Annotated in this window: 17 protein-coding genes; 10 read left to right on the top strand and 7 right to left on the bottom strand. The window is 44.8% G+C overall.

The genetic code is table 11. The features are described from left to right. Positions 1-137: 137 nt before the first annotated feature. A complete protein-coding gene (gene holA, locus L6475_RS08880) occupies positions 138-1,163 on the top strand; it encodes a DNA polymerase III subunit delta (RefSeq protein WP_237819164.1) in 1,026 nt (341 codons plus the stop codon). Positions 1,164-1,939: 776 nt separating this feature from the next. After that, positions 1,940-2,419 carry a helix-turn-helix domain-containing protein gene (locus tag L6475_RS08875; RefSeq protein WP_237819162.1) on the top strand — a complete coding sequence of 160 codons (480 nt, stop codon included), beginning with the start codon at positions 1,940-1,942 and terminating at the stop codon, positions 2,417-2,419. A 427-nt stretch (positions 2,420-2,846) separates the two neighbouring features. Here the strand turns inward: L6475_RS08875 and L6475_RS08870 are convergent, their stop codons facing one another. After that, entirely contained in the window at positions 2,847-3,338 is a 492-nt protein-coding gene (locus tag L6475_RS08870; protein WP_237819160.1) for a hypothetical protein, read from the bottom strand. Positions 3,339-3,710: 372 nt separating this feature from the next. Here L6475_RS08870 and L6475_RS08865 point away from each other — a divergent pair, with 372 nt between their 5' ends. Both L6475_RS08865 and L6475_RS08860 read left to right on the top strand, forming a co-directional pair. Next, positions 3,711-4,490: a dihydroorotate dehydrogenase electron transfer subunit gene (locus tag L6475_RS08865; protein WP_237819158.1), complete on the top strand. Its 780-nt coding sequence runs from the start codon at positions 3,711-3,713 to the stop codon at positions 4,488-4,490. A gap of 68 nt (positions 4,491-4,558) precedes the next feature. Next, positions 4,559-5,467: a dihydroorotate dehydrogenase gene (locus L6475_RS08860; RefSeq protein WP_237819155.1), complete on the top strand. Its 909-nt coding sequence runs from the start codon at positions 4,559-4,561 to the stop codon at positions 5,465-5,467. Positions 5,468-5,766: 299 nt separating this feature from the next. Here L6475_RS08860 and aroC read toward each other — a convergent pair whose 3' ends face one another. Further along, entirely contained in the window at positions 5,767-6,882 is a 1,116-nt protein-coding gene (aroC, locus tag L6475_RS08855; protein ID WP_237819154.1) for a chorismate synthase, read from the bottom strand. A 57-nt stretch (positions 6,883-6,939) separates the two neighbouring features. Continuing rightward, positions 6,940-7,566 (bottom strand): peptidylprolyl isomerase, encoded by a 627-nt coding sequence (locus L6475_RS08850; RefSeq protein WP_237819152.1) that lies wholly within the window; start codon positions 7,564-7,566, stop codon positions 6,940-6,942. Between the two features lie 416 nt (positions 7,567-7,982). Here L6475_RS08850 and L6475_RS08845 point away from each other — a divergent pair, with 416 nt between their 5' ends. The 3 genes from L6475_RS08845 to L6475_RS08835 all read left to right on the top strand — a co-directional run bounded on the left by L6475_RS08845 (position 7,983) and on the right by L6475_RS08835 (position 11,592). After that, entirely contained in the window at positions 7,983-8,345 is a 363-nt protein-coding gene (locus L6475_RS08845; RefSeq protein WP_237819150.1) for a hypothetical protein, read from the top strand. A gap of 238 nt (positions 8,346-8,583) precedes the next feature. Continuing rightward, entirely contained in the window at positions 8,584-9,438 is an 855-nt protein-coding gene (locus L6475_RS08840; protein ID WP_237819148.1) for a M48 family metallopeptidase, read from the top strand. 27 nt (positions 9,439-9,465) lie between these two features. Beyond that, positions 9,466-11,592: a M6 family metalloprotease domain-containing protein gene (locus L6475_RS08835; RefSeq protein WP_237819146.1), complete on the top strand. Its 2,127-nt coding sequence runs from the start codon at positions 9,466-9,468 to the stop codon at positions 11,590-11,592. Between the two features lie 93 nt (positions 11,593-11,685). On the opposite strand, the gene L6475_RS08830 is transcribed toward L6475_RS08835, so the two are convergent. Then, the gene (locus L6475_RS08830) at positions 11,686-12,558 is read right to left on the bottom strand and encodes an RNA polymerase sigma factor RpoD/SigA (protein ID WP_237819144.1); all 873 of its coding nucleotides are present in this window, start codon (positions 12,556-12,558) and stop codon (positions 11,686-11,688) included. A gap of 228 nt (positions 12,559-12,786) precedes the next feature. Here L6475_RS08830 and L6475_RS08825 point away from each other — a divergent pair, with 228 nt between their 5' ends. From L6475_RS08825 to L6475_RS08815, 3 genes are all read left to right on the top strand, one after another. Next, positions 12,787-13,737 carry a D-2-hydroxyacid dehydrogenase gene (locus L6475_RS08825; RefSeq protein ID WP_237819142.1) on the top strand — a complete coding sequence of 317 codons (951 nt, stop codon included), beginning with the start codon at positions 12,787-12,789 and terminating at the stop codon, positions 13,735-13,737. 55 nt (positions 13,738-13,792) lie between these two features. Continuing rightward, on the top strand, positions 13,793-14,683 hold the full coding sequence (locus tag L6475_RS08820) for a YafY family protein (RefSeq protein WP_237819140.1): 891 nt from the start codon (positions 13,793-13,795) through the stop codon (positions 14,681-14,683). Between the two features lie 86 nt (positions 14,684-14,769). Next, positions 14,770-15,042 (top strand): hypothetical protein, encoded by a 273-nt coding sequence (locus L6475_RS08815; RefSeq protein ID WP_237819138.1) that lies wholly within the window; start codon positions 14,770-14,772, stop codon positions 15,040-15,042. Between the two features lie 171 nt (positions 15,043-15,213). Here L6475_RS08815 and L6475_RS08810 read toward each other — a convergent pair whose 3' ends face one another. The 3 genes from L6475_RS08810 to L6475_RS08800 form a co-directional block, all read right to left on the bottom strand. Beyond that, a complete protein-coding gene (locus L6475_RS08810) occupies positions 15,214-16,869 on the bottom strand; it encodes a carbohydrate-binding domain-containing protein (protein WP_237819136.1) in 1,656 nt (551 codons plus the stop codon). 129 nt (positions 16,870-16,998) lie between these two features. Then, positions 16,999-17,727, bottom strand: coding sequence for a peptidylprolyl isomerase (locus L6475_RS08805; protein WP_237819134.1), 729 nt, complete (start codon positions 17,725-17,727; stop codon positions 16,999-17,001). A 121-nt stretch (positions 17,728-17,848) separates the two neighbouring features. Continuing rightward, positions 17,849-18,547, bottom strand: a complete 699-nt coding sequence (locus tag L6475_RS08800) for a hypothetical protein (RefSeq protein ID WP_237819132.1) — start codon at positions 18,545-18,547, stop codon at positions 17,849-17,851. Between the last annotated feature and the right edge of the window lie 491 nt (positions 18,548-19,038).

Raw genomic sequence — 19,038 nt, 5'->3', positions numbered from 1 at the left:
GCTCCATTTTTTGCGAGTTTTGAGAGGGGGCATTTTCCTCCCTCAAAACACTGCAAAATTATTGAAATTCCGTGATATTTCAAAATAATACGAAATATTTTGTGTACTTTTGCATACTGTAAACTATAAATAAAGGTATGGCAGAAGCAAAAACCGTGACTTTTGAAAGCATCATGCGACAGTTGAAAGAAGGGCAATACAAGCCCGTTTACTACCTGCATGGTGATGAGTCCTACTACATAGACAAAATAGCCGACTATATAGCCGAAAATGCACTACAGCCGGAAGAGCGTGACTTCAATCAAACCATTATGTTTGGTAGCGATGTATCGGCGTCGCAGATAGCCGATACCTGCCGCAGGTATCCAATGATGGCCGAACGCCAGGTGGTTATTGTAAAAGAGGCTCAAAACCTGAAAAATACGGAGGCGCTGGAGAAATATATGCAGCAGCCCATGCCGACTACCGTGCTGGTGATGTGTCATAAAAACGGCAAGATAGACGGTAAAAAACGCGGTTATGTAAAGGCTATACAGCAGGCCGGAATACTTTTTGAGAGCGCTAAATTGCGCGATCGTGACCTTCCTGCCTTCATTGAAAACTATTTAAAACAGAAAAATGCAAGTATAGACCCCAAATCTACGCAGATTATTGCCGATGCTATTGGCGCAGATTTGAGCCGACTGACCAGTGAACTGGAAAAAGTGCTTATTTCATTGCCTGAAAACGATAGGAGAGTGACACCCCAGGTGGTGGAAGATCAGATAGGAGTGAGTAAAGACTTCAATACTTTCGAGCTAAGAGATGCCATCATAAACAGGAATATTCTCAAGGCAAATCAGATTATGAATTATTTTGACAAAAATCCGAAGGCTGGAAATGTTTACTCATTCCTTCCAATGATGTTTAATTATTTCCAGAATTTGATGCTTGCTTATTATGCACCTCAAAAAACTCAAGAGGGGATAGCAGGGTGGTTGGAATTGAAATCACCATGGGGAGCTAAAGATTATTTGACTGGCATGCGAAATTATTCAGGAATGAAAGTGATGCAGATAATTTCTAAAATTAGAGAAATTGATGCCAAAAGTAAGGGGCTTGACAACCCGAGTACCCCTGATGGGGAGCTGATGAAAGAGCTAATTTTCTTCACTCTTCACTAAAAAACGGCCTTTTATTTTTCTAGAATTTCTAAAAAATGGCATCCAGACGGATGCCTTTTTTTTATCTAAATTATTGTAGAATAGGGTAGTTAGGTGAAAATAAGTACCCTCAAAACTCGCAAATTTTTGGCTATTTGAACGACGGTTCAGAATATCGAAGTTTTGGCGATTTTGAGCTGTTTTTTCCTTAAACAATTCGGCGTTAAAACTTTTTAGCGTTTAACAATGTGTAATTCGTAAAGTTATATCACCATAAAAACGGCGTGTATTTGAATATTTAAAATTGTAATGTTTAACTATTTGTATTATTTTAAATTGTGAAATACGAATATTGAAACCCATTCAAAACGGTTTAAATATTCAGATTTATAAATATACATACCACTAATTTGCTTCATATTTTACTGAAAATCAGTCATATATGTCACAAATCTATGTGTTTGCTTTAATTTAAATATCTGTTTATACTAGCAAACCGCGAATCGCGCTGTATAGTAAACGCACTTTCTGTAAATACCTATTTAATAGTCAGTAAGTTATACAAAATCGTTACATAAAAGCATAGTGTGTATTAGCGTCTGTAAATTCAAATTTACAAATGTTGTAATCAGAATGTAAATTTCATTACAATTGTTTTGTACATACGAATTTATAAATACGTATTCGTAAATCGAAATTTTTATATACAAAACTTGTTTGTTTTGAAAAAATGATTTACCTTTGTAAAATCTAAGAAAAATGGGCAAATTGCCCCTAAAATGCACTTAATTGAAAAAATGAAGGACAGAATTAAGCAAATTATGGAGTCGCAACATATGACTCAACAGGTGTTCGCTGAATTCCTTGGAATTGCCCCTGCTACCCTCAGTGGAATTTTCACTGAGCGTACTAAGCCTACCTTAAACACCGTCGAGGCCATTAAGAAAAAATTGCCATCGTTGAGTACCGACTGGTTGATGTTTGGCAAGGAACCTATGTATCTCGACCATACAGCTCAGATCGATGAGAATTCGGCTTCAAATGCTTCTCAGTCGGATTCGGCCCTCCAGGGCTCTCTATTTGACTTTTCTACACCTCCCTCTACCCCACAGGGAAGTGCTCGTCCGGTACAAAATTCCACTGGTGTGAAACCGACACGATTGGAAATGGGCTTCTCGGATATGAATAATTTTGACAAACAACCCAGAAAAGTTACCGAGATACGTGTTTTTTACGATGATCAGACCTGGGAAAGTTTTATTCCGGCAAAAAAGTAAAAAAATAGTGTCTATTTTCTGTTTTTTTTTGATTGGAATACTCCTTATTTTATAAATAGATGAAACTGATGTTCTATCATATCGCAATAGAACGTCAGTTTCATTGCAATAGAACGTCAGTTTCATTGCAATAGAACGTCAGTTTCATTACAATAGAACGTCAGTTTCATTACAATAGAACGTCAGTTTCATTGCAATAGATATTCTATTGTAGTGTAATAGAAGTTCAGTTGTGATGCAATAGACGTTCTATTGCGGTGTAGAAAATGTTCTGTTTTTTTGTTGATTGATGTGTTTGTAGTAGTGAGAAGTTGCTTACAGTTTTTGTTGATTTAGATTGTCGCTGGAAAGATGAAGATCTGTAAGCTTTCCTCTTGGCTCGTTTGAGGCTTTTAAGCGCTCCAATTTGTCTTGTCTCTTAGTTTAGTTATATGTCTATCGGAATTAATTCAGAGGCTTGTAGAGGCTCTCTGGATGCTTTTAGTTGAAATAACTCCCAGGTGTCTACTTTTCCATTCTCTGTTTTTGCGTGTTTTTCTTTGTTTGGTTCAGCGCATAGCGTATTGCGCATGAATCGTTTGAAAGAGAACAGACCCATGTGAAAAGAAGTAGGCGAAAATACGTGATTTCCCAGTGTTGGCGGGGCATTACAGCCACAAATTGTCGTTATTTCAAAGCCGAATCCACATTTATTATATTGCTGATTGGCCTTGTCGTTGATCGATTTGGCAATCTCGGCTTCAATCTTTTGGCAAACCTGTTCAAAGCCGATTTCGTTGGTGGAAGCGATTCGCGAACCACAGTCCACCTCGCATACGCCCTTTGCCATGATGGTCAACATCATGAACAGGAAGCAGATGACTGTCATTATGAATCGTTTTGTCATATATTTTAATTGGCTTTTCAGCCCTTTTTTCAAAGTGTTTTTATTTACTTATTCCATGCAGTTGCAACTGCAATGAAAATTTTCACAAATATACAATATTAAATGCAGATTTACGTCTGTTTAGGTTAGAATTTAAGATTATTTATGGTATGTTTGCAGTTTATTGTCTTGTTCTGATCTCTATGATCATATTGGTTCCTCTAAACACGCTCGGAAATTAGCAAATAATTTTGCATTTTCTCCTCGCTTAATCGTACCTCTGAGCTGTCGCTCCAAGGTACTCACGTTTTTCGCAAGCGAAGCGTCTCCTTCGTCGCCGAGCGCGGAAAAATGCAAAATTATTTGCTTTTTCACTCGCTTAATCGTACCTTTGCAGGGAAATTTGTAAAAAAGGGATTTTCCAAGATGAAAAAGTATGTTCTTGACCTGACAGTACAGTCGGTGGAGCGTTTGCATGAACGGTATGTACTCATTAAACTGACTCACAACGAACAACTGCCAGAAATGCTGCCAGGCCAGTTTGTAGAGGTGCGTGTGGATGGCTCGCCCTCAACGTTTTTACGCCGTCCTATTTCCATTAATTTTGTTGATTACGATAAGAACGAGTTGTGGCTCCTGGTGGCTACCGTGGGTGATGGTACCCGCTGGATGGCTGGATTGCAGGCTGGCGACACGCTGAACTGTATGCTGCCGCTGGGTAATGGGTTCACGCTTACCAATGCCTCGGAGAACGGTGCTCCTCTCCTTGTTGGTGGCGGTGTTGGTGTGGCTCCGTTGCTTTATCTGGGCAAAAAACTGAAGGAGAGTGGGGTAGAGCCTACATTTCTTCTGGGTGCCCGCACGAAGAACGACCTGCTGATGCTCAACGAGTTTGAAAAATATGGACGTGTGCTGGTAACTACCGAAGACGGTTCGATGGGTGAGCATGGATTTGTCACCAATCACTCTGTTCTCCAGAGCGAACAGTTCAGTTTGATACAAGTGTGCGGTCCCACCCCGATGATGAAGGCTGTGGCCCGTTATGCCCGTAAGAGTGAAACACGGTGTGAGGTGTCGCTCGAGAATTTGATGGCTTGCGGACTGGGTGCCTGTCTGTGCTGTGTGGAGAAGACTACCGAGGGCAACCTCTGCGTTTGCAAGGATGGTCCAGTGTTCAATATCGACCGTCTGCAGTGGGACTTGTAAATCAGTATTGCACAAAACTATTCCAAAGCGGTATTGAACGACAATCGTAAATTGTAAAGAAAAGAAAAATGGCAAAGTTAGATGTACAAATAAAAGGCTTGAAGTTGAAGAATCCGGTGATGACTGCCTCAGGAACTTTTGGATATGGCCTCGAGTTCCAGGACTTTATTCCGCTCGACGGTATTGGAGGCATCATAGTAAAGGGTACAACGCTCAATCCTCGTCAGGGAAATGACTATCCGCGTATGGTAGAAACTCCCATGGGCATGCTGAACTGCGTTGGTCTGCAGAACAAGGGCGTAGACTACTTCTGTGAGCATATCTATCCGCAGATTAAGGATATCGACACCAATATGATTGTCAATGTGAGCGGCTCTTCTCCTGAAGATTATGCTGAGTGTGCTGCACGTGTTGATGCACTCGACAAGATTCCTGCCATTGAACTGAATATCTCTTGTCCGAACGTGAAGGATGGCGGAATGGCCTTTGGTGTGACTTGTGCCGGTGCCGAGAGTGTGGTGAAGGCTGTGCGCCAGCGCTATCATAAAACCCTCATCGTGAAGCTGTCGCCCAATGTGACGAGTATTGCCGAGATAGCACGTGCCGTTGAGGCTGCTGGTGCCGACTCTGTGTCGCTGATTAACACGCTGATGGGCATGTCTATTGATATTGAGAAGAGGAAAAAGCGTCTTAGCATTGGAACAGGCGGATTGAGCGGCCCTTGTGTGAAGCCTGTGGCTGTACGAATGGTGAATCAGGTGGCTAAGGCTGTGAAGATTCCTGTTGTGGGCTTGGGAGGCATCATGACAGCTGAGGATGCTATTGAGTTCATGATGGCGGGAGCTACAGCTATTGAGATAGGAACAGCTAACTTCATTGACCCAACGGTTACGATTAAGGTGCGCGATGGTATCAATGAATGGTTGGACCGTCATGGCTGTAATTCGGTACAGGAAATCATTGGAGTGGTGGAATAAGTTGGTGGTGAGGGCTGCAAGAAGGCAGCCGTTCTGATGAACGAACCATAAAAAATTTGAGGGCTGCAAGAAGGCAGCCGTTCTGACGAACGAACCATAAAAATTTGAGGGCTGCAAAAAGGCAGCCCTCAACCAACACAAAAACTAAACTAGACTTAACTAAAGCTTATCAGGATTTATCACAAACCCCTTATAGCAATTGCAAAGGTAAGTAATATTGTTGAATTCTCCAAACAAAAATGTGATTTTTTTTAAATAATCATTCAATTATCTTATTTTTGTCTAATTGTTACACTTTTTTAGACATTCTGGCTTAGTTTTTTTTTTGATTCTGTAGAGCTTATTTTTACAGTTTTGTTTAACAAAACATTGTCTAAAATGACCATTGCTGCCATTGCTTCTACCACAGGAACTGCTCTTGGCAAAACACAAGGGTCGTGACGTCCCTGTGCCTTAAAAGTAGTGGCATTGCCCTCAATATCAATAGTTTCCTGTTCTCGCAGCAAGGTTGCCACAGGCTTAAAGGCCACACGGAAATAGATGTCTTGACCGTTGGAAAGTCCGCCTTGAATGCCACCGCTGTGATTGGTGCGAGTGGTCACAGAATCTCCTTTGCTCAGGAATACATCGTTCTGCTGTGAACCGCGCCAAGAGGCACCTTCAAACCCTTCTCCATATTCGAATCCCTTCACGGCATTGATGCTGAGCATGGCAGCTCCCAGTTGTGCGTGAAGTTTGCCGAATTCCGGTTCGCCAATGCCCACAGGACAGCCTTTTACTACACAGGAGATCACCCCGCCTATCGTGTCGCCTTCACCTTTCACCTCGGTGATGAGCTGCTCCATCTGCTTGGCTTTCTCAGCATCTGGACAACGCACGGCATTTTCTTCAGTTTTTGAAAGATCGTACTTCTTATAGTCAAAATCCAATGCAATAGGCCCCACCTGCGAGGTGTATGCCTGAATACTGATGCCCATCTGTTGCAGCACAAGTTTAGCCAATGCTCCAGCTACGCATCGGCTGATGGTGATACGAGCCGATGTGCGTCCTCCACCGCGATGGTCGCGTACACCATATTTATTATAATAGGTGTAGTCGGCATGTGATGGACGGAATAGTTCGCGCAGATTCTCGTAGTCGTGCGAATGCTGATTCTCGTTTCTAACGATGAAACCGATTGGGGTGCCAGTGGTATATCCTTCAAATACACCACTAAGCAGTTCCACACGGTCTGACTCTTTTCGTGCTGTGGTGATACTGCTTTGGCCGGGTCGACGACGATCGAGTTCGTGCTGGATAAAATCCATGTCGATTTTGATGCCGGCAGGCATGCCGTCAACCACGCCACCTACGGCTGGACCGTGGCTTTCTCCAAAAGTAGTCAGGGTGAAAATGTTTCCGAATGTGTTGCGCATTGGGGGAGAGGGGGGAGTTTAGAGTTGAGAGGTGAGAGGTGAGAGGTGGGTGCACTATTAATGGCAATGTCCGCAACCGCAACCACCTTCATGCTTGTGGTCATGTCCGCAGCCACATCCATCCTCATGCTTATGATCGTGTCCGCAACCGCCTTCGCAGTCATCGCAACCACATCCGCAGCCTTCACCGCTCAGGTGGTTCAACATGTGCTGAATCTCTTCGTTGGTAGCAGGACGGTTTTCGAGCACTTCGCCTACGAACTGCAGGGTGCTGCCAGCCAAGGGATGATTGGTGTCGATGGTCACGCCGTCTTCTTCAATCTTGGCAACACGGGCCATAAAGCGTTTCTCGTCGGCATCCATCATTGTAATCACTGCACCTTCAAAGATGTTTTCGTGATCGAAATGGCCGTTAATAGAAAAAATGTCGCGATTAACCTTGTGTACAGCTTCTGCATCATATTCGCCGAAAGCTTCTGAAGGTTGGAGTGTAAAATCGAATTTGGCACCCTGTTCGAGGGCTACAATCTTCTGTTCGAAAGCATCGAGTGATACACCAAATCCGCTGATAAACTGGAAAGGACGTCCCTGTTGAGTCTCTTCTTCTAAATTTTTCTGTCCGTCAGCACTAATAGAATAAAGCTGATAGCTGACAGAAATGTAATTGTTCTGTTTATTATCCATTATATAAATATGTATTAACGCTGCAAAGGTACGAATAAGCGAGTGAAATAGCAAATAATTTTGCATTTTTCCGAGTGGTAGTACTTTCGAGAGTATCTCAAAGGCATGAATAAGCGAGTGAAAAAGCAAATAAAAGTGCAATATCTTTGATTTTGGTCAACAAAAGAGACTGTTTGCGCACACAAGAGCCTAAAAAGTATTGCAACTTTGAAATATTGCCTTATCTTTGCATCGTCAAAAGGAAATAAAAACCACTGCAAAGTGAGTGAAAATCCTCGCGACAAGGATAACAAACAATTATTAAGGTAGGGACCTGAGCAGACATTAAGGAAAAAAGATTAGTAATTTAAAAAGGATAACAACAACACAATAAACTGCTGCGAAGGTTCCGAGTAAAGAAAAGAAAGGGTAAAAAGATGAAAAAGATGATTATGATGGTTGTAGCCATGCTGAGTATGACGATGACTTCGTTTGCTGAGAACGAGAATGCCGACCTGACGCTGAACACTGAGGTTTATGACATGACAGTGAACCTGCGCAAACTGGCTGTTGCACTCGATATGACTTCTGATCAGATGGAGAGCGTTGGTGATATTCACCGTATGTTCTGTGCTGAAATGATGATGGCTGCTCATGCAAATAAAGACGAGCGTACCGTACTCATGGACAAAGCTATCAAGAAGGATCTGCGCTACATGCGTTATGTGCTCGACCAGAAGCAGTACCACAAGTATCTGATGCTTCTGAACACAACTCTGCAGAACCGCGGATTGAAATAAGTTTTGATCATTATTACTTACTATTGATATAGTATCGGGAGAGGCTGCTGTGAAGTATCCTCTCTTTTTTTTGTGCCTTTAAACATTCTACTTCTTGTCTTTAATCGATCTGCTTTTTTATCAGAACCATTCTCTTTTCGTGTCAAAAAACATTCTATTTTTATGCATTTATTTGCTGTTTGAAAAAATGTTGTTATCTTTGCAACATATTTGTGAAGAACTAATCGATATGATTTGTATGAAAACTATTCGTGTTTTTCTGTTGTCGGTGGTAGCCATCCTACTGGTTGGCTGTGGTACTTCATCGACCGTTCCCATTACTGGAAGAAAGCAGAATCTGCTGGTGAGCGACGAACAGGTGCTAAGCCTTTCCAATCAGCAATATCAGCAGTACATCAGACAGGCAAAGGCTTCTACCAATACTGCCAATACTGCTATGGTAAAGCGAGTGGGGCAGAAACTGGCCAATGCTGTGGTACAATATCTTACTCAGAATGGTATGGGGGCAGATGCCCGTTCGTATGCGTGGGAGTTTAACCTTGTACAGGATAAACAGGTGAATGCATTCTGTATGCCAGGCGGAAAAATCGTGGTGTTTGAAGGCTTGTTGCCGGTGACCAAGGATGAAGCCTCTCTGGCTATTGTGCTGGGACATGAGATAGCACATGCCGTTGCCAAACACTCTGCCGAACGTATCAGCAACGAGTATAAAAGTCAGTATGGCAATGCCATTCTGGGTGTTGCAGCCAAAGCGGCTGGTGCCAAACCGGGCATGCAGCAACTCCTGGCCATTGGCTCTTCGTTAGGCACTCAATTGTGGACTTCCGGTTTTTCTCGCAAACAGGAGAGTGAGGCCGACCGTATGGGACTTGTCTTTGCCGCTATGGCCGGCTATGACCCACATGTGGCAGTAACCTTCTGGCAGCGTATGGCCCAGATGACTGGAGGTGGCAGCAGCAGTCTTTTTGCCGATCACCCTTCTGACGCCAAGCGTATGAAAGATATTCAGGGATGGTTGCCCGAAGCCATGAAATATTATAAGGGCAATGGAGTTATCACAAATAAATCCATAAAGACTATTCACTTTAAATAATTTAATATTAAAACTATTGACTACAGAATGAAAAGAGTTTATTTATTGGCTCTATCTTTTTTTGCCTTTGCTATGACTGCTTTGGCTGTACCCGTGAAGCCAGGAATGTGGCAGACGGTGAAACTGAAAAACGGTACCGAGCTTCGTGTTCAAAGAGTAGGCGACGAGTATGGCCATTGGTTGCAAGCTGCCGATGGAACCTGCTATGTGGAAAAAGATGGTTTCTTTGAACCTGTTGACGAACAATCACTTATCGAAAAGAGAGAGGCTCGCATCGCTGTTCGTGCAGCACGCAGAGCGGCTAATGAAGGAAAACGTCGTGCCATCTATGCATCAACCGCCGATGGTCTTGGAGCTTATGGCACGATGAGTTGCGGCTCTGTACCCAGCATTGGCGAATATACCATTCCTGTGGTGATGGTACAGTTTGCAGATACTAAGTTCAAGACTACTACCACTGTTGAACTGATGAAACGCTATTACAATGAAGAAGGATATAGCGATGGCGGTTGTATCGGTTCTGTTCGCGATTACTTTAAGTCGCAGAGTGGAGGACAGTTCATTCCTACTTTCGATGTGGTAGGTATCGTTACCCTATCGAAAAACGCCTCCTATTACGGTCAGAACGACGATGATGGCATCGATCAGCATCTTGACGACCTTCCTAGCGATGCTATTAATGCAGCTATAGAACAGTTGGGGGCCGATTTCTCGCAGTATGTAGTCGATGCTGCCGATGAAAAGCATGCTAAAGGCATACCCTTGCTTTGTATGCTTTACGCCGGAAAAGGCGAGGCTACTGAATCTGAGTCAACAGCAAACAGCAAGTTAATCTGGCCTTGCGAATGGGGTGCTGAAGAAGATCCTCATCAGGGTAAATATCAGAATCTTCAATTCAATAGTTTCTTCGTAGGCAATGAGCTGAACACAGGTGGCTCTACACTCATGGGTTTGGGCGTGTTCTGTCATGAGTTCGGACATGCGCTTGGTCTGCCCGATTTCTATTGTACAGACTATAGCTATTCTCAGGATGATTCCTTTGGCAACTGGTCGATTATGGACACCGGTTCCTATGTTGACGAATACTGTCGCAAGCCTATTGGCTATAATGCCTATGAGAAGAGTTTTCTGGGATGGCTCGATCTGAAAGAGGTGGGAGATGCCGAAGAAGTTGTCCTGCAGTCGCCCTTTGGAAAGGCTGAGAATTCTGCCTATATTATTCGCCATAGCGGTACCGAAACCTTTATTTTTGAAAATCGTCAGCCAGGCACTTGGTATCCCACCGCTTATGGTAGTGGTGTGCTGGTCACTCGTATTGCCTATAACAAGCATGATTGGGAATCTGACATTCTGAACAATGTGAAAGCGAAGAGACGTGCTCGTGTACTGACAGCCAATGGCGCTAAATTGTACTATTCGGCAAGTTCTGCCAATCTTTATGGAGGTACCTATAAAACGATTTCAACGCTGCCCACCTTTAGCGGAACAAGTAAGACAATAGGCATTACCGATGTGAAGAAGAACAACGACGGTACTGTCACACTTACTTTTGGTGGCACTCCAACTCCTACACCTACACCAGAGGGCGTATTGTTTTATGAGTCGTTCGATAAGTGTAAAGGAACTGGCGGTAACGATGGAAAGTGGAGTGGAAGTGTTGCTTCAACAACATTCCTTGCTGACAACGTAGGGTGGGAGTCCCCCCATGCTTATGGAGCCGATAAGTGTGCAAGGTTCGGCAAATCTTCTGTATCGGGTTCCGCCCAGTTACCTTCTTTCCAGCTGAATGGAAAGGCTGTGCTCACCTTTAAGGCTGGCGCATGGAATGCAACTGCCGACGGCACTAATTTAAGTCTTTATATAGATGGTGGAACCACAAGCAAATCCTCATTCACCATGGTGAAGGGTGGGTTCACGGACTTTACAGCCGAACTGACCGCAACTGGCGATGTACAACTGACGTTTGTTGCCGATAAGGGCAGGTTCTTCCTTGACGAGGTAATGGTGAAGAATGATAATACTACAGGCATCAAAACCCTGCATCAGGAGAAGCCTGTTCGCGTCTATACTATCGATGGCCGTTATGTAGGTTCCAGTCTGAACTCTCTGCCAAGTGGCCTTTACATTGTGAATGGTAAGAAGATTGTGAAATAAAATTGAATCCAGGTATAAATGATGAGGGGCTTGACAAAACAGTCAAGCCCCTCATCTTTTTATACTGTTGTATAGCAATCGTTCTTAGTTCGATTATCCAAGATACTTCATCAGTACTTTAGCATAGCCGCTTTCACGCAGTTTGGTGATACTCTTTTCGCGAATCTGGCGTACACGTTCACGTGTAAGACCCATTTCGGTTCCTATTTCTTCCAGGCCTTTCTCGTGACAGCCAATGCCGAAACATTCTTTTACGATACGCAGTTCGCGCTCTTTCAGCACGCGTCCCAGTACGTGATCCAAATCAGAAGTGAGCGACTCATAGTCAACATGCTTGTCGGTACGGCTATCCTCGCCTGATGACAGCATATCCACCATTGCGTTGTCGTCGTCGTCACCGAAAGGAGCATCGATACTCATGTGGTGGGCATCAGCCTTGATGGCCTGTTCAATTTTCTCGCTCTCCACGCCCGTCAGTTCCTCAATCTCAAAGTTAGAAGGGCGGCGTCCGTGTTCCTGTTCGAATGTGCTGATGGTCTGATTGATTTTGCTCAGCGCACCAGTCTGGTTCAGAGGCAGACGCACAATACGGCTCTGTTCGGCAATGGCCTGCAGAATGCTCTGGCGAATCCACCATACGGCATAAGAGATGAATTTGAAGCCGCGCGTCTCATCAAATTTCTCAGCAGCCTTAATAAGTCCTATGTTACCCTCGTCGATAAGGTCGGTAAGGGTAAGGCCCTGATGCTGATACTGCTTGGCCACACTCACCACGAAACGAAGGTTGGCACTCACCAGTTTCTCCTTGGCGCGTTGAGCCTCTGGGCCACCACGGCGGATGGTCTGTGCCAGCTCAATCTCCTCGTCGATGGAAATCAAGGGAGCACGGCCTATTTCAACCAAGTACTTGTCAAGTGCTTCACTCGAGCGGTTCGTGATACTCTTTTGAATTTTCAGTTGTCTCATGCCTAAATAATATATATATTCTTATCCTGTTCTTTTTAAAAAGTGCGCAAAGTTACAAAAATATTGCATAAGTTCCTAATTATTTGATGGTTAATTAACGATTTTTATGCCTATAGCCATCGTTTTCTCGTTAAAATCAAATACCTTTGCATTCTTAAAAATGTTGTTTCCCCCTTTTCTGGGAAACATTTTTGCTATAATAGGAATCATTTAATTTTTTGAGCTAACATGAAAATAGTTATTCTTGATGCATATACAGCCAATCCTGGCGATTTGTCGTGGGAACCGCTGAAGGAAATAGGCGAACTCACAGTTTTTGACCGTACCATGCCAGAGGAAACTGTGGCACGTGCTGCCGAGGCCGAAATAGTGCTGACCAACAAGGTGATTCTTGGCCTGAAGGAGATGGAGCAATTGCCCCACCTTAAATATATAGGTGTACTGGGAACAGGCTATAATGTGGTAGATGTTGATGCTGCCCACCAGCGTGGTATCGTCGTTACCAATGTGCCAGCCTACAGTACTGAGAGCGTGGCTCAAATGGTGTTTGCCCATCTGCTCACCGTTACCAATCGTATCGAGCACTATGCCCGGCAGAACAGGGAAGGCCGATGGACCAACAATCCCGATTTCTGTTATTGGGACACGCCGCTTCCAGAGCTGTACGGCAAAACCTTCGGTATTGTAGGCCTGGGCAATATAGGGCGTAGGGTGGCTCAGATAGCTCTTGCTTTCGGTATGAAGGTGCAGGCTCTGACCAGCAAGCAGGCCAATGCGTTGCCCGAGGGTGTTAAGAAGGTAGAACTTGCCGAACTCCTTGCCACCTCCGATGTGCTTTCACTCCACTGTCCGCTCACGCCCGACACCCGCTGTCTCATCAATGCTCAGACCCTTTCTCAGATGAAATCATCGGCCATTCTCATCAATACCGGCCGTGGCCCGCTGATCAATGATGCCGATGTGGCTCAAGCCCTTGCTGAAGGTCGTCTAGCAGCCTATTGTGCCGATGTACTGACCAACGAGCCTCCATTGGCTGACAATCCACTGCTCACTCAGTCTAACGCCTACCTTACTCCCCATATAGCATGGGCCACTGGCGAGGCACGCAAGCGCCTGCTTGCAGTAGCCATCGAGAATGTCCGTGCCTTTGTCCGGCAGCATCCGCAGAACATGGTGTAGTGGGGGAGAGGTTACCTCCCGTTTCCTTTTTGTTAAGTCTTTGTAAAAGAAAGATATGAAACCTGCACAGATTTTTCAGCACTATATCTGGATTATCAACACCCTCAGCCTTCACGGACGAATGACCTTTGAAGAACTGAAACGACAATGGGTGCACGATGAAGTGGCCGATGGCAATCCGTTGTCTCGTACATCCTTCAATCGCCATCGCGATGCCATCCTGTCTATGTTTGGCATCATCATAGAGTGCGAACCGAAAACCTATTGCTATTATATCAGCAATCCCGAGAATCTTGGCGATGGTTCAGTAGGCCGCTGGTTGTATTCCACACTCGCCGTTCATGGCGTCTTGGCCGATAGTACTGCCATCAACGACAGGCTGGTACTGGAGAGTGTGCCGGCTGGCGAGGCTTTTCTTTCCACCATCATCGAAGCCATCAAGGGCAACCGCCAATTGCGCATAGGCTATCAGAAGTTTGGAGCCGAGAGCTATAAAAAGACGGTGTGTCCCTATGCCCTGAAGCTCTTTCGCCGTCGATGGTATCTGTTGGCCTGTACGACCGAAAATCAGATGCGCCTCTATGCCCTCGACCGTATGTACAGCGTGGTGATGATCGACGAGCGATTTTCAATGCCTGCCGATTTCTCGCCCCAGGCCTATTTCTCTGAATACTATGGTGTGCTCACCGTCAACGAGCCGATGGCTCATGTGGTGGTGCGCGCCTATGGCAACAAGTCCGACTATCTGCGTACGCTGCCGCTGCACCATTCGCAGTGTGAACTGGAGTCAACTCCTTCCTATACCGATTTCTCGTTCGATATTCGTCCTACTGCCGATTTCATAGGCGAACTTCTCTCGCATGGCGATGGCATCGAAGTACTGCACCCTGATAGTCTGCGGCAAAAAATGAGGAAAATAATAGCCGATAATCTTAAAAGATATTAAATTTAAAAGGGGTGTACCGACTTATGGTACACCCCTTATTTTACTTTGCAATCAAATTAATAACGAAAACTTAAATTATTACCATTATGAATGCAAAGAACCTTTTCTCGATGGAAGTGTTGGTAGATCTCGGTATGACCCGTTTGTTCCAATTGGCCGAGTATGTGTTGGACAAGACTTCTTTTTATTTATCTTCTTCTGCTGCACCAGTTAGTCAGGTAATTACTGTCGAAACAGCTCCAATTTCCATCCAGCCCACCGCTGTAAAAGTTCAGCCTGTAACCGCTTCTCCCCAATTCGTTCCCACCATCCGCTTTTCGAACGAAGACAAAATGGTAGAAGGAGAACTTTTTAAGTGAAGAATCTTTAAGTGTAGAGTTTAGAGTGTAGAGTTTCTTGCCATGCAAGCGACCAAAGGTCGAGCGGCTACCGCTCCGCAGGACAATTCATAATTCATAATGCATAATGCATAATTGAAAGTACTGCGGAGCGGTAGCAAACTCTACACTCTAAACTCTACACTCTACACTTTAATAAACGCCGAGTCCGCCGAAATAAGTTGTGCCTCCCGACACATCAACACCCGACTGTAGGCTTGGCTGTTCGCTGGCCGAAACCACTATACCCGAACCACCGCTCGTTGGAGTCTTGAATGTGAACGTGGTGCCTCCCCAACTCAGTGCATACCAGGTGTTACTACTCCACGAATTCTCCGAATCGTAAGGCTGCGCAATGCTGGCACCCCTCTCTACTCCACCTATGGCCACGATGGTGCCGCCATTGATATAGAGTTTGTATCCTCCTTCAGTATTTGCGTCAATAGCTACCTCGGGCGTGCCGGCACTTACAGCATAGACAGTACCACCATTGATGTAGCAGTTGCCATTGGCATCAAGCCCGTCGTTTTTCTTTCCTTGAGCAAAGACCATTCCGCCATTGATGGTCATTGTGCTTTTCGAGTTGATGGCATCATCGTAGGCATAGCTTGCCACCTCTCCGCCAGTTACCGTCAGTTCTTTCTTTGTTTCAATACCCTCGCCGTTTGTACCCTCGGTGCGCACCCATATTCTGCCACCAGTTATACTGATGTTGCCATCGGCCTTGATACCTTTGGGAGATGAGGTGTCGCTGTTGCTTTTATATTGCGAGCCCGTGGTTACCACATACACGTTGCCCCCATTGAACGTAGCTGAAGCATCACTGTTTATACCCTTTCCACCAGATCCGGTGCTCTTCAGCCATAGTTCACCACCGTTGACGGTCAGCATAGAGTCAGTCTTTATGCATGCAGCCCCTTTCGCTTCTCGCTCTTCGCTGTCGTAAATGCCATTTCCTGTAGTAAGAATAGCCGTCCGACCACCATTCACCATAATATGACTTTCGCTGTTGATGCCCTTTGCGGCAGCTGCCGAAACCTCGATGTTCAGCAAGCCTCCGTTGATAAACACCCCGTCGTTGGCTTTCACGCCATGATTGGCGGTCGATTTCACATAAATATTATTACCCTTGTTGAACACGATATAGTCGGCCGAATGTATGCCATTGTACGTATTCCCAATAATGCTGAGACTACCGGTGCCATTGAACAGCAGCTTTCCTTTGCAGTAGAGAGCCCCTTTCTGACTGCCCCCTGTGCCATCGGTCAGCGAGTTGGAAGTGCCGTCGGCCAGTAGGATGAAGGCACGCTTACTGCTTAGTAGGTTTAACGCTGCCGAGTCGGGGTTCGTAATGTTCACTCCATTCAGTTTTACGGCATACTTTTTCTCACCCAATACGGTAAACGAGCCGTTGGCAGTATTTCCGCTCACCACATAGCACACCCCTTTCGTGTCGTTATGATTGGCAGTAATGTGTCCGTTGTTCACCGTCACCTCCACGCCGTTCTCTGTCTTTGTTTCAGGGTGAGCCATATCGATATTCACCAAGGTTGAGAACTCATTGTTTTCCAGTTTGTCTTCCTCATCGGGGAAGTAGGCCGTAGCCACTCCCGAAGGTTCTGTAGCCGATTGGTCCAAGGTTATATCAAAACTGGTCAGTTCACCCGTAGTTGATGAGTTGCCTCCAGCATTCATCATGCCATCACCATTCCTCATGCCGAAGTAATCACCATAAGGACTATCTGCCGAGCAGCACGTCATCACCGTCATGGTTACAACAAGCATCATAAAAAGAGTCACTTTTCTCATATCCTTTTGCAAGCCTTTATTTAGTGTAACAATAAAATGATGCAGCAAAAGTAGGAGAAAAGTGGTATCCCTTAAAACTTTTTCATCGAACAGTCAAATTCTTTCGGCGAATGGTGTAATAAAGTATCCCTATTCAATGACCGTCATTCTCATTTCAATGTCATCAATAGGTCTGTCGGCGCGTCCAGTAGCAGTGTTCTGTATCATTTCAACCACATCAAGACCTTCCTCTACCTCGCCAAATACGGTATATTGTCCGTCAAGATGAGGAGTTCCGCCAATGGTAGAATAAATCTTCAACTGGTCGTCAGTCAATCCGTCCTTTCCTACCTTTTGCTCGGCTTCCGCAACCAGCTTGTCTTGCAGTTCCTGTAGTCCGGCACGGTTCCTATCACGGCGCATCTGCATAATTTCTGCACGGTGTTCTGCAGCAAGGTTATTGAAAACATCCTGAACTTTCTGCATCCTCAACTGTTTAGAGAACTGTTTGAGCTGTCCCTCATTATACACCTGTCCCCAGACTATATAGAACTGAGAGCCACTACTGCGGCGTTCAGGATTCACCTCGTCGCCCTGTCTTGCAGCGGCCAGCGTACCACGCTTATGGAACAGACCGTCCTTAATCTCAGCTTCAAGTGTGTAATCAGGTCCGCCCACACCCAGCATCTTTCCGGCAGGTGCGCCCTTTGAGTCAGGATCGCCGCCCTGAATCATAAAGTCCTTAATCACACGATGGAACAGCGTACCATCATAATAGCCCTCCTTTGCCAGTTTCACAAAGTTGTCACGGTGTATAGGAGTCTCGTCATACAGGCGAACAACGATGTCGCCAAGCATTGTTTGAATCTTTACTTTCATCTTTACTCAAATTTTGTGCAAAAGTAGCCAAAGAATTCAAATAAGAAAAGTTTTTTACGGTTTTTCTTCAGTTTGGCCCAAAACGATCTGAACCAATCCGCATCTTTGAAAACAAACATGATCAACAGTATTTCTGCTGTTGACCATGCTTGTAAGTGAGCCACGAAAAGTCCTCTGTATGAGGGCCATCGTGCCAGTAATCCATGAAGTTTTGAGAGCAAGGGGGAAGGTTATTGCCCTGACCGTCCTGGAATATTTGTTGAGTTTCCTGCTCTTTCTCCGCTTCTTCTATCTTTGCCTCCCACTCACCAATCGGTTCGTCGTAGTAACCATCATATTTGTCGGCAAACAAGTCGTAGTAAGTAGTCCCAAAGTAAGTACTGGTAAGGTACTCAACCCTGTCATCCCACCAGTCGTATTCAGGGTGTCCGAGAGCTCGCCAGAGTTGACTGCATCTGCGGTCTAACAATTCGCATTCCGTTTCCGAAATAACATCCCTGAGCCTCACTCGTTCGTTATCAAAACAAACATAACGCCAATCGTCATAGTCCTTGTCTTCAATAAGTTTTGAGGCAAATGTCCAGATTTTCCGAGCCCACCAGAAATGACCAGTTTCTGCGCAAAGATCACCAAGATACATCGCTTTCTGAAATTTCCTTTTACAACTCTCTGCGCATCTGATAGGATGAATCTCGCGGTTGACCAGATTCCTGAGCAGTCGGGCTTCAAGATGAGATACAACACCATTGGGCAGACATCGGCATACACGATAAGGAATTCTTGGACGAGCCAAGCTACCTTGTCGATTACTTCTTCTCATAATTAGAATGAATTTAGTGTAACAATAAATATAAAGAACGCTCATTCATCAGCCTTTTCAGACTGATGTTTGCGGGGCGTTCACCCCGATTGTTACACTATGCTTCAGAGAGCAGATTCTTTGCTACGTCATCTTGTAGATTCAATCAATTCTGCTGCAAAAGTACACGATACTTTTCATACCACCAAACTTTCTCTGCTATTATTGAAAAAAATTTTCGTTCACCCGCTTTATTCCCTCTCTCTTTGTATGTAAATATGGTTTTGTCGTGATTTTTCATATTTAAGGGCCTAAAACTCGCACCAAATTCACCAAACGTAAACTCGGTCGGAAATATGCGAGTTTTGTGCTTTTACTTAACCGTCTGAATATTAGTGTGTTATAAGGAACGCTTGGCAACCCTTCAGAAATCGCTCTGCAATAGACGTTCTATTATACATCAACCACCATTCAATTGCAACTCAACCACCATTCAGTTGTAACTCAACCAC

It is taken from the genome of Prevotella sp. E9-3, from assembly GCF_022024015.1.
Classification (GTDB): Bacteria; Bacteroidota; Bacteroidia; order Bacteroidales; family Bacteroidaceae; genus Prevotella.
Note: the sequence above shows the minus strand (reverse complement) of the source record. Positions and strands in the feature narration are given on the sequence as shown.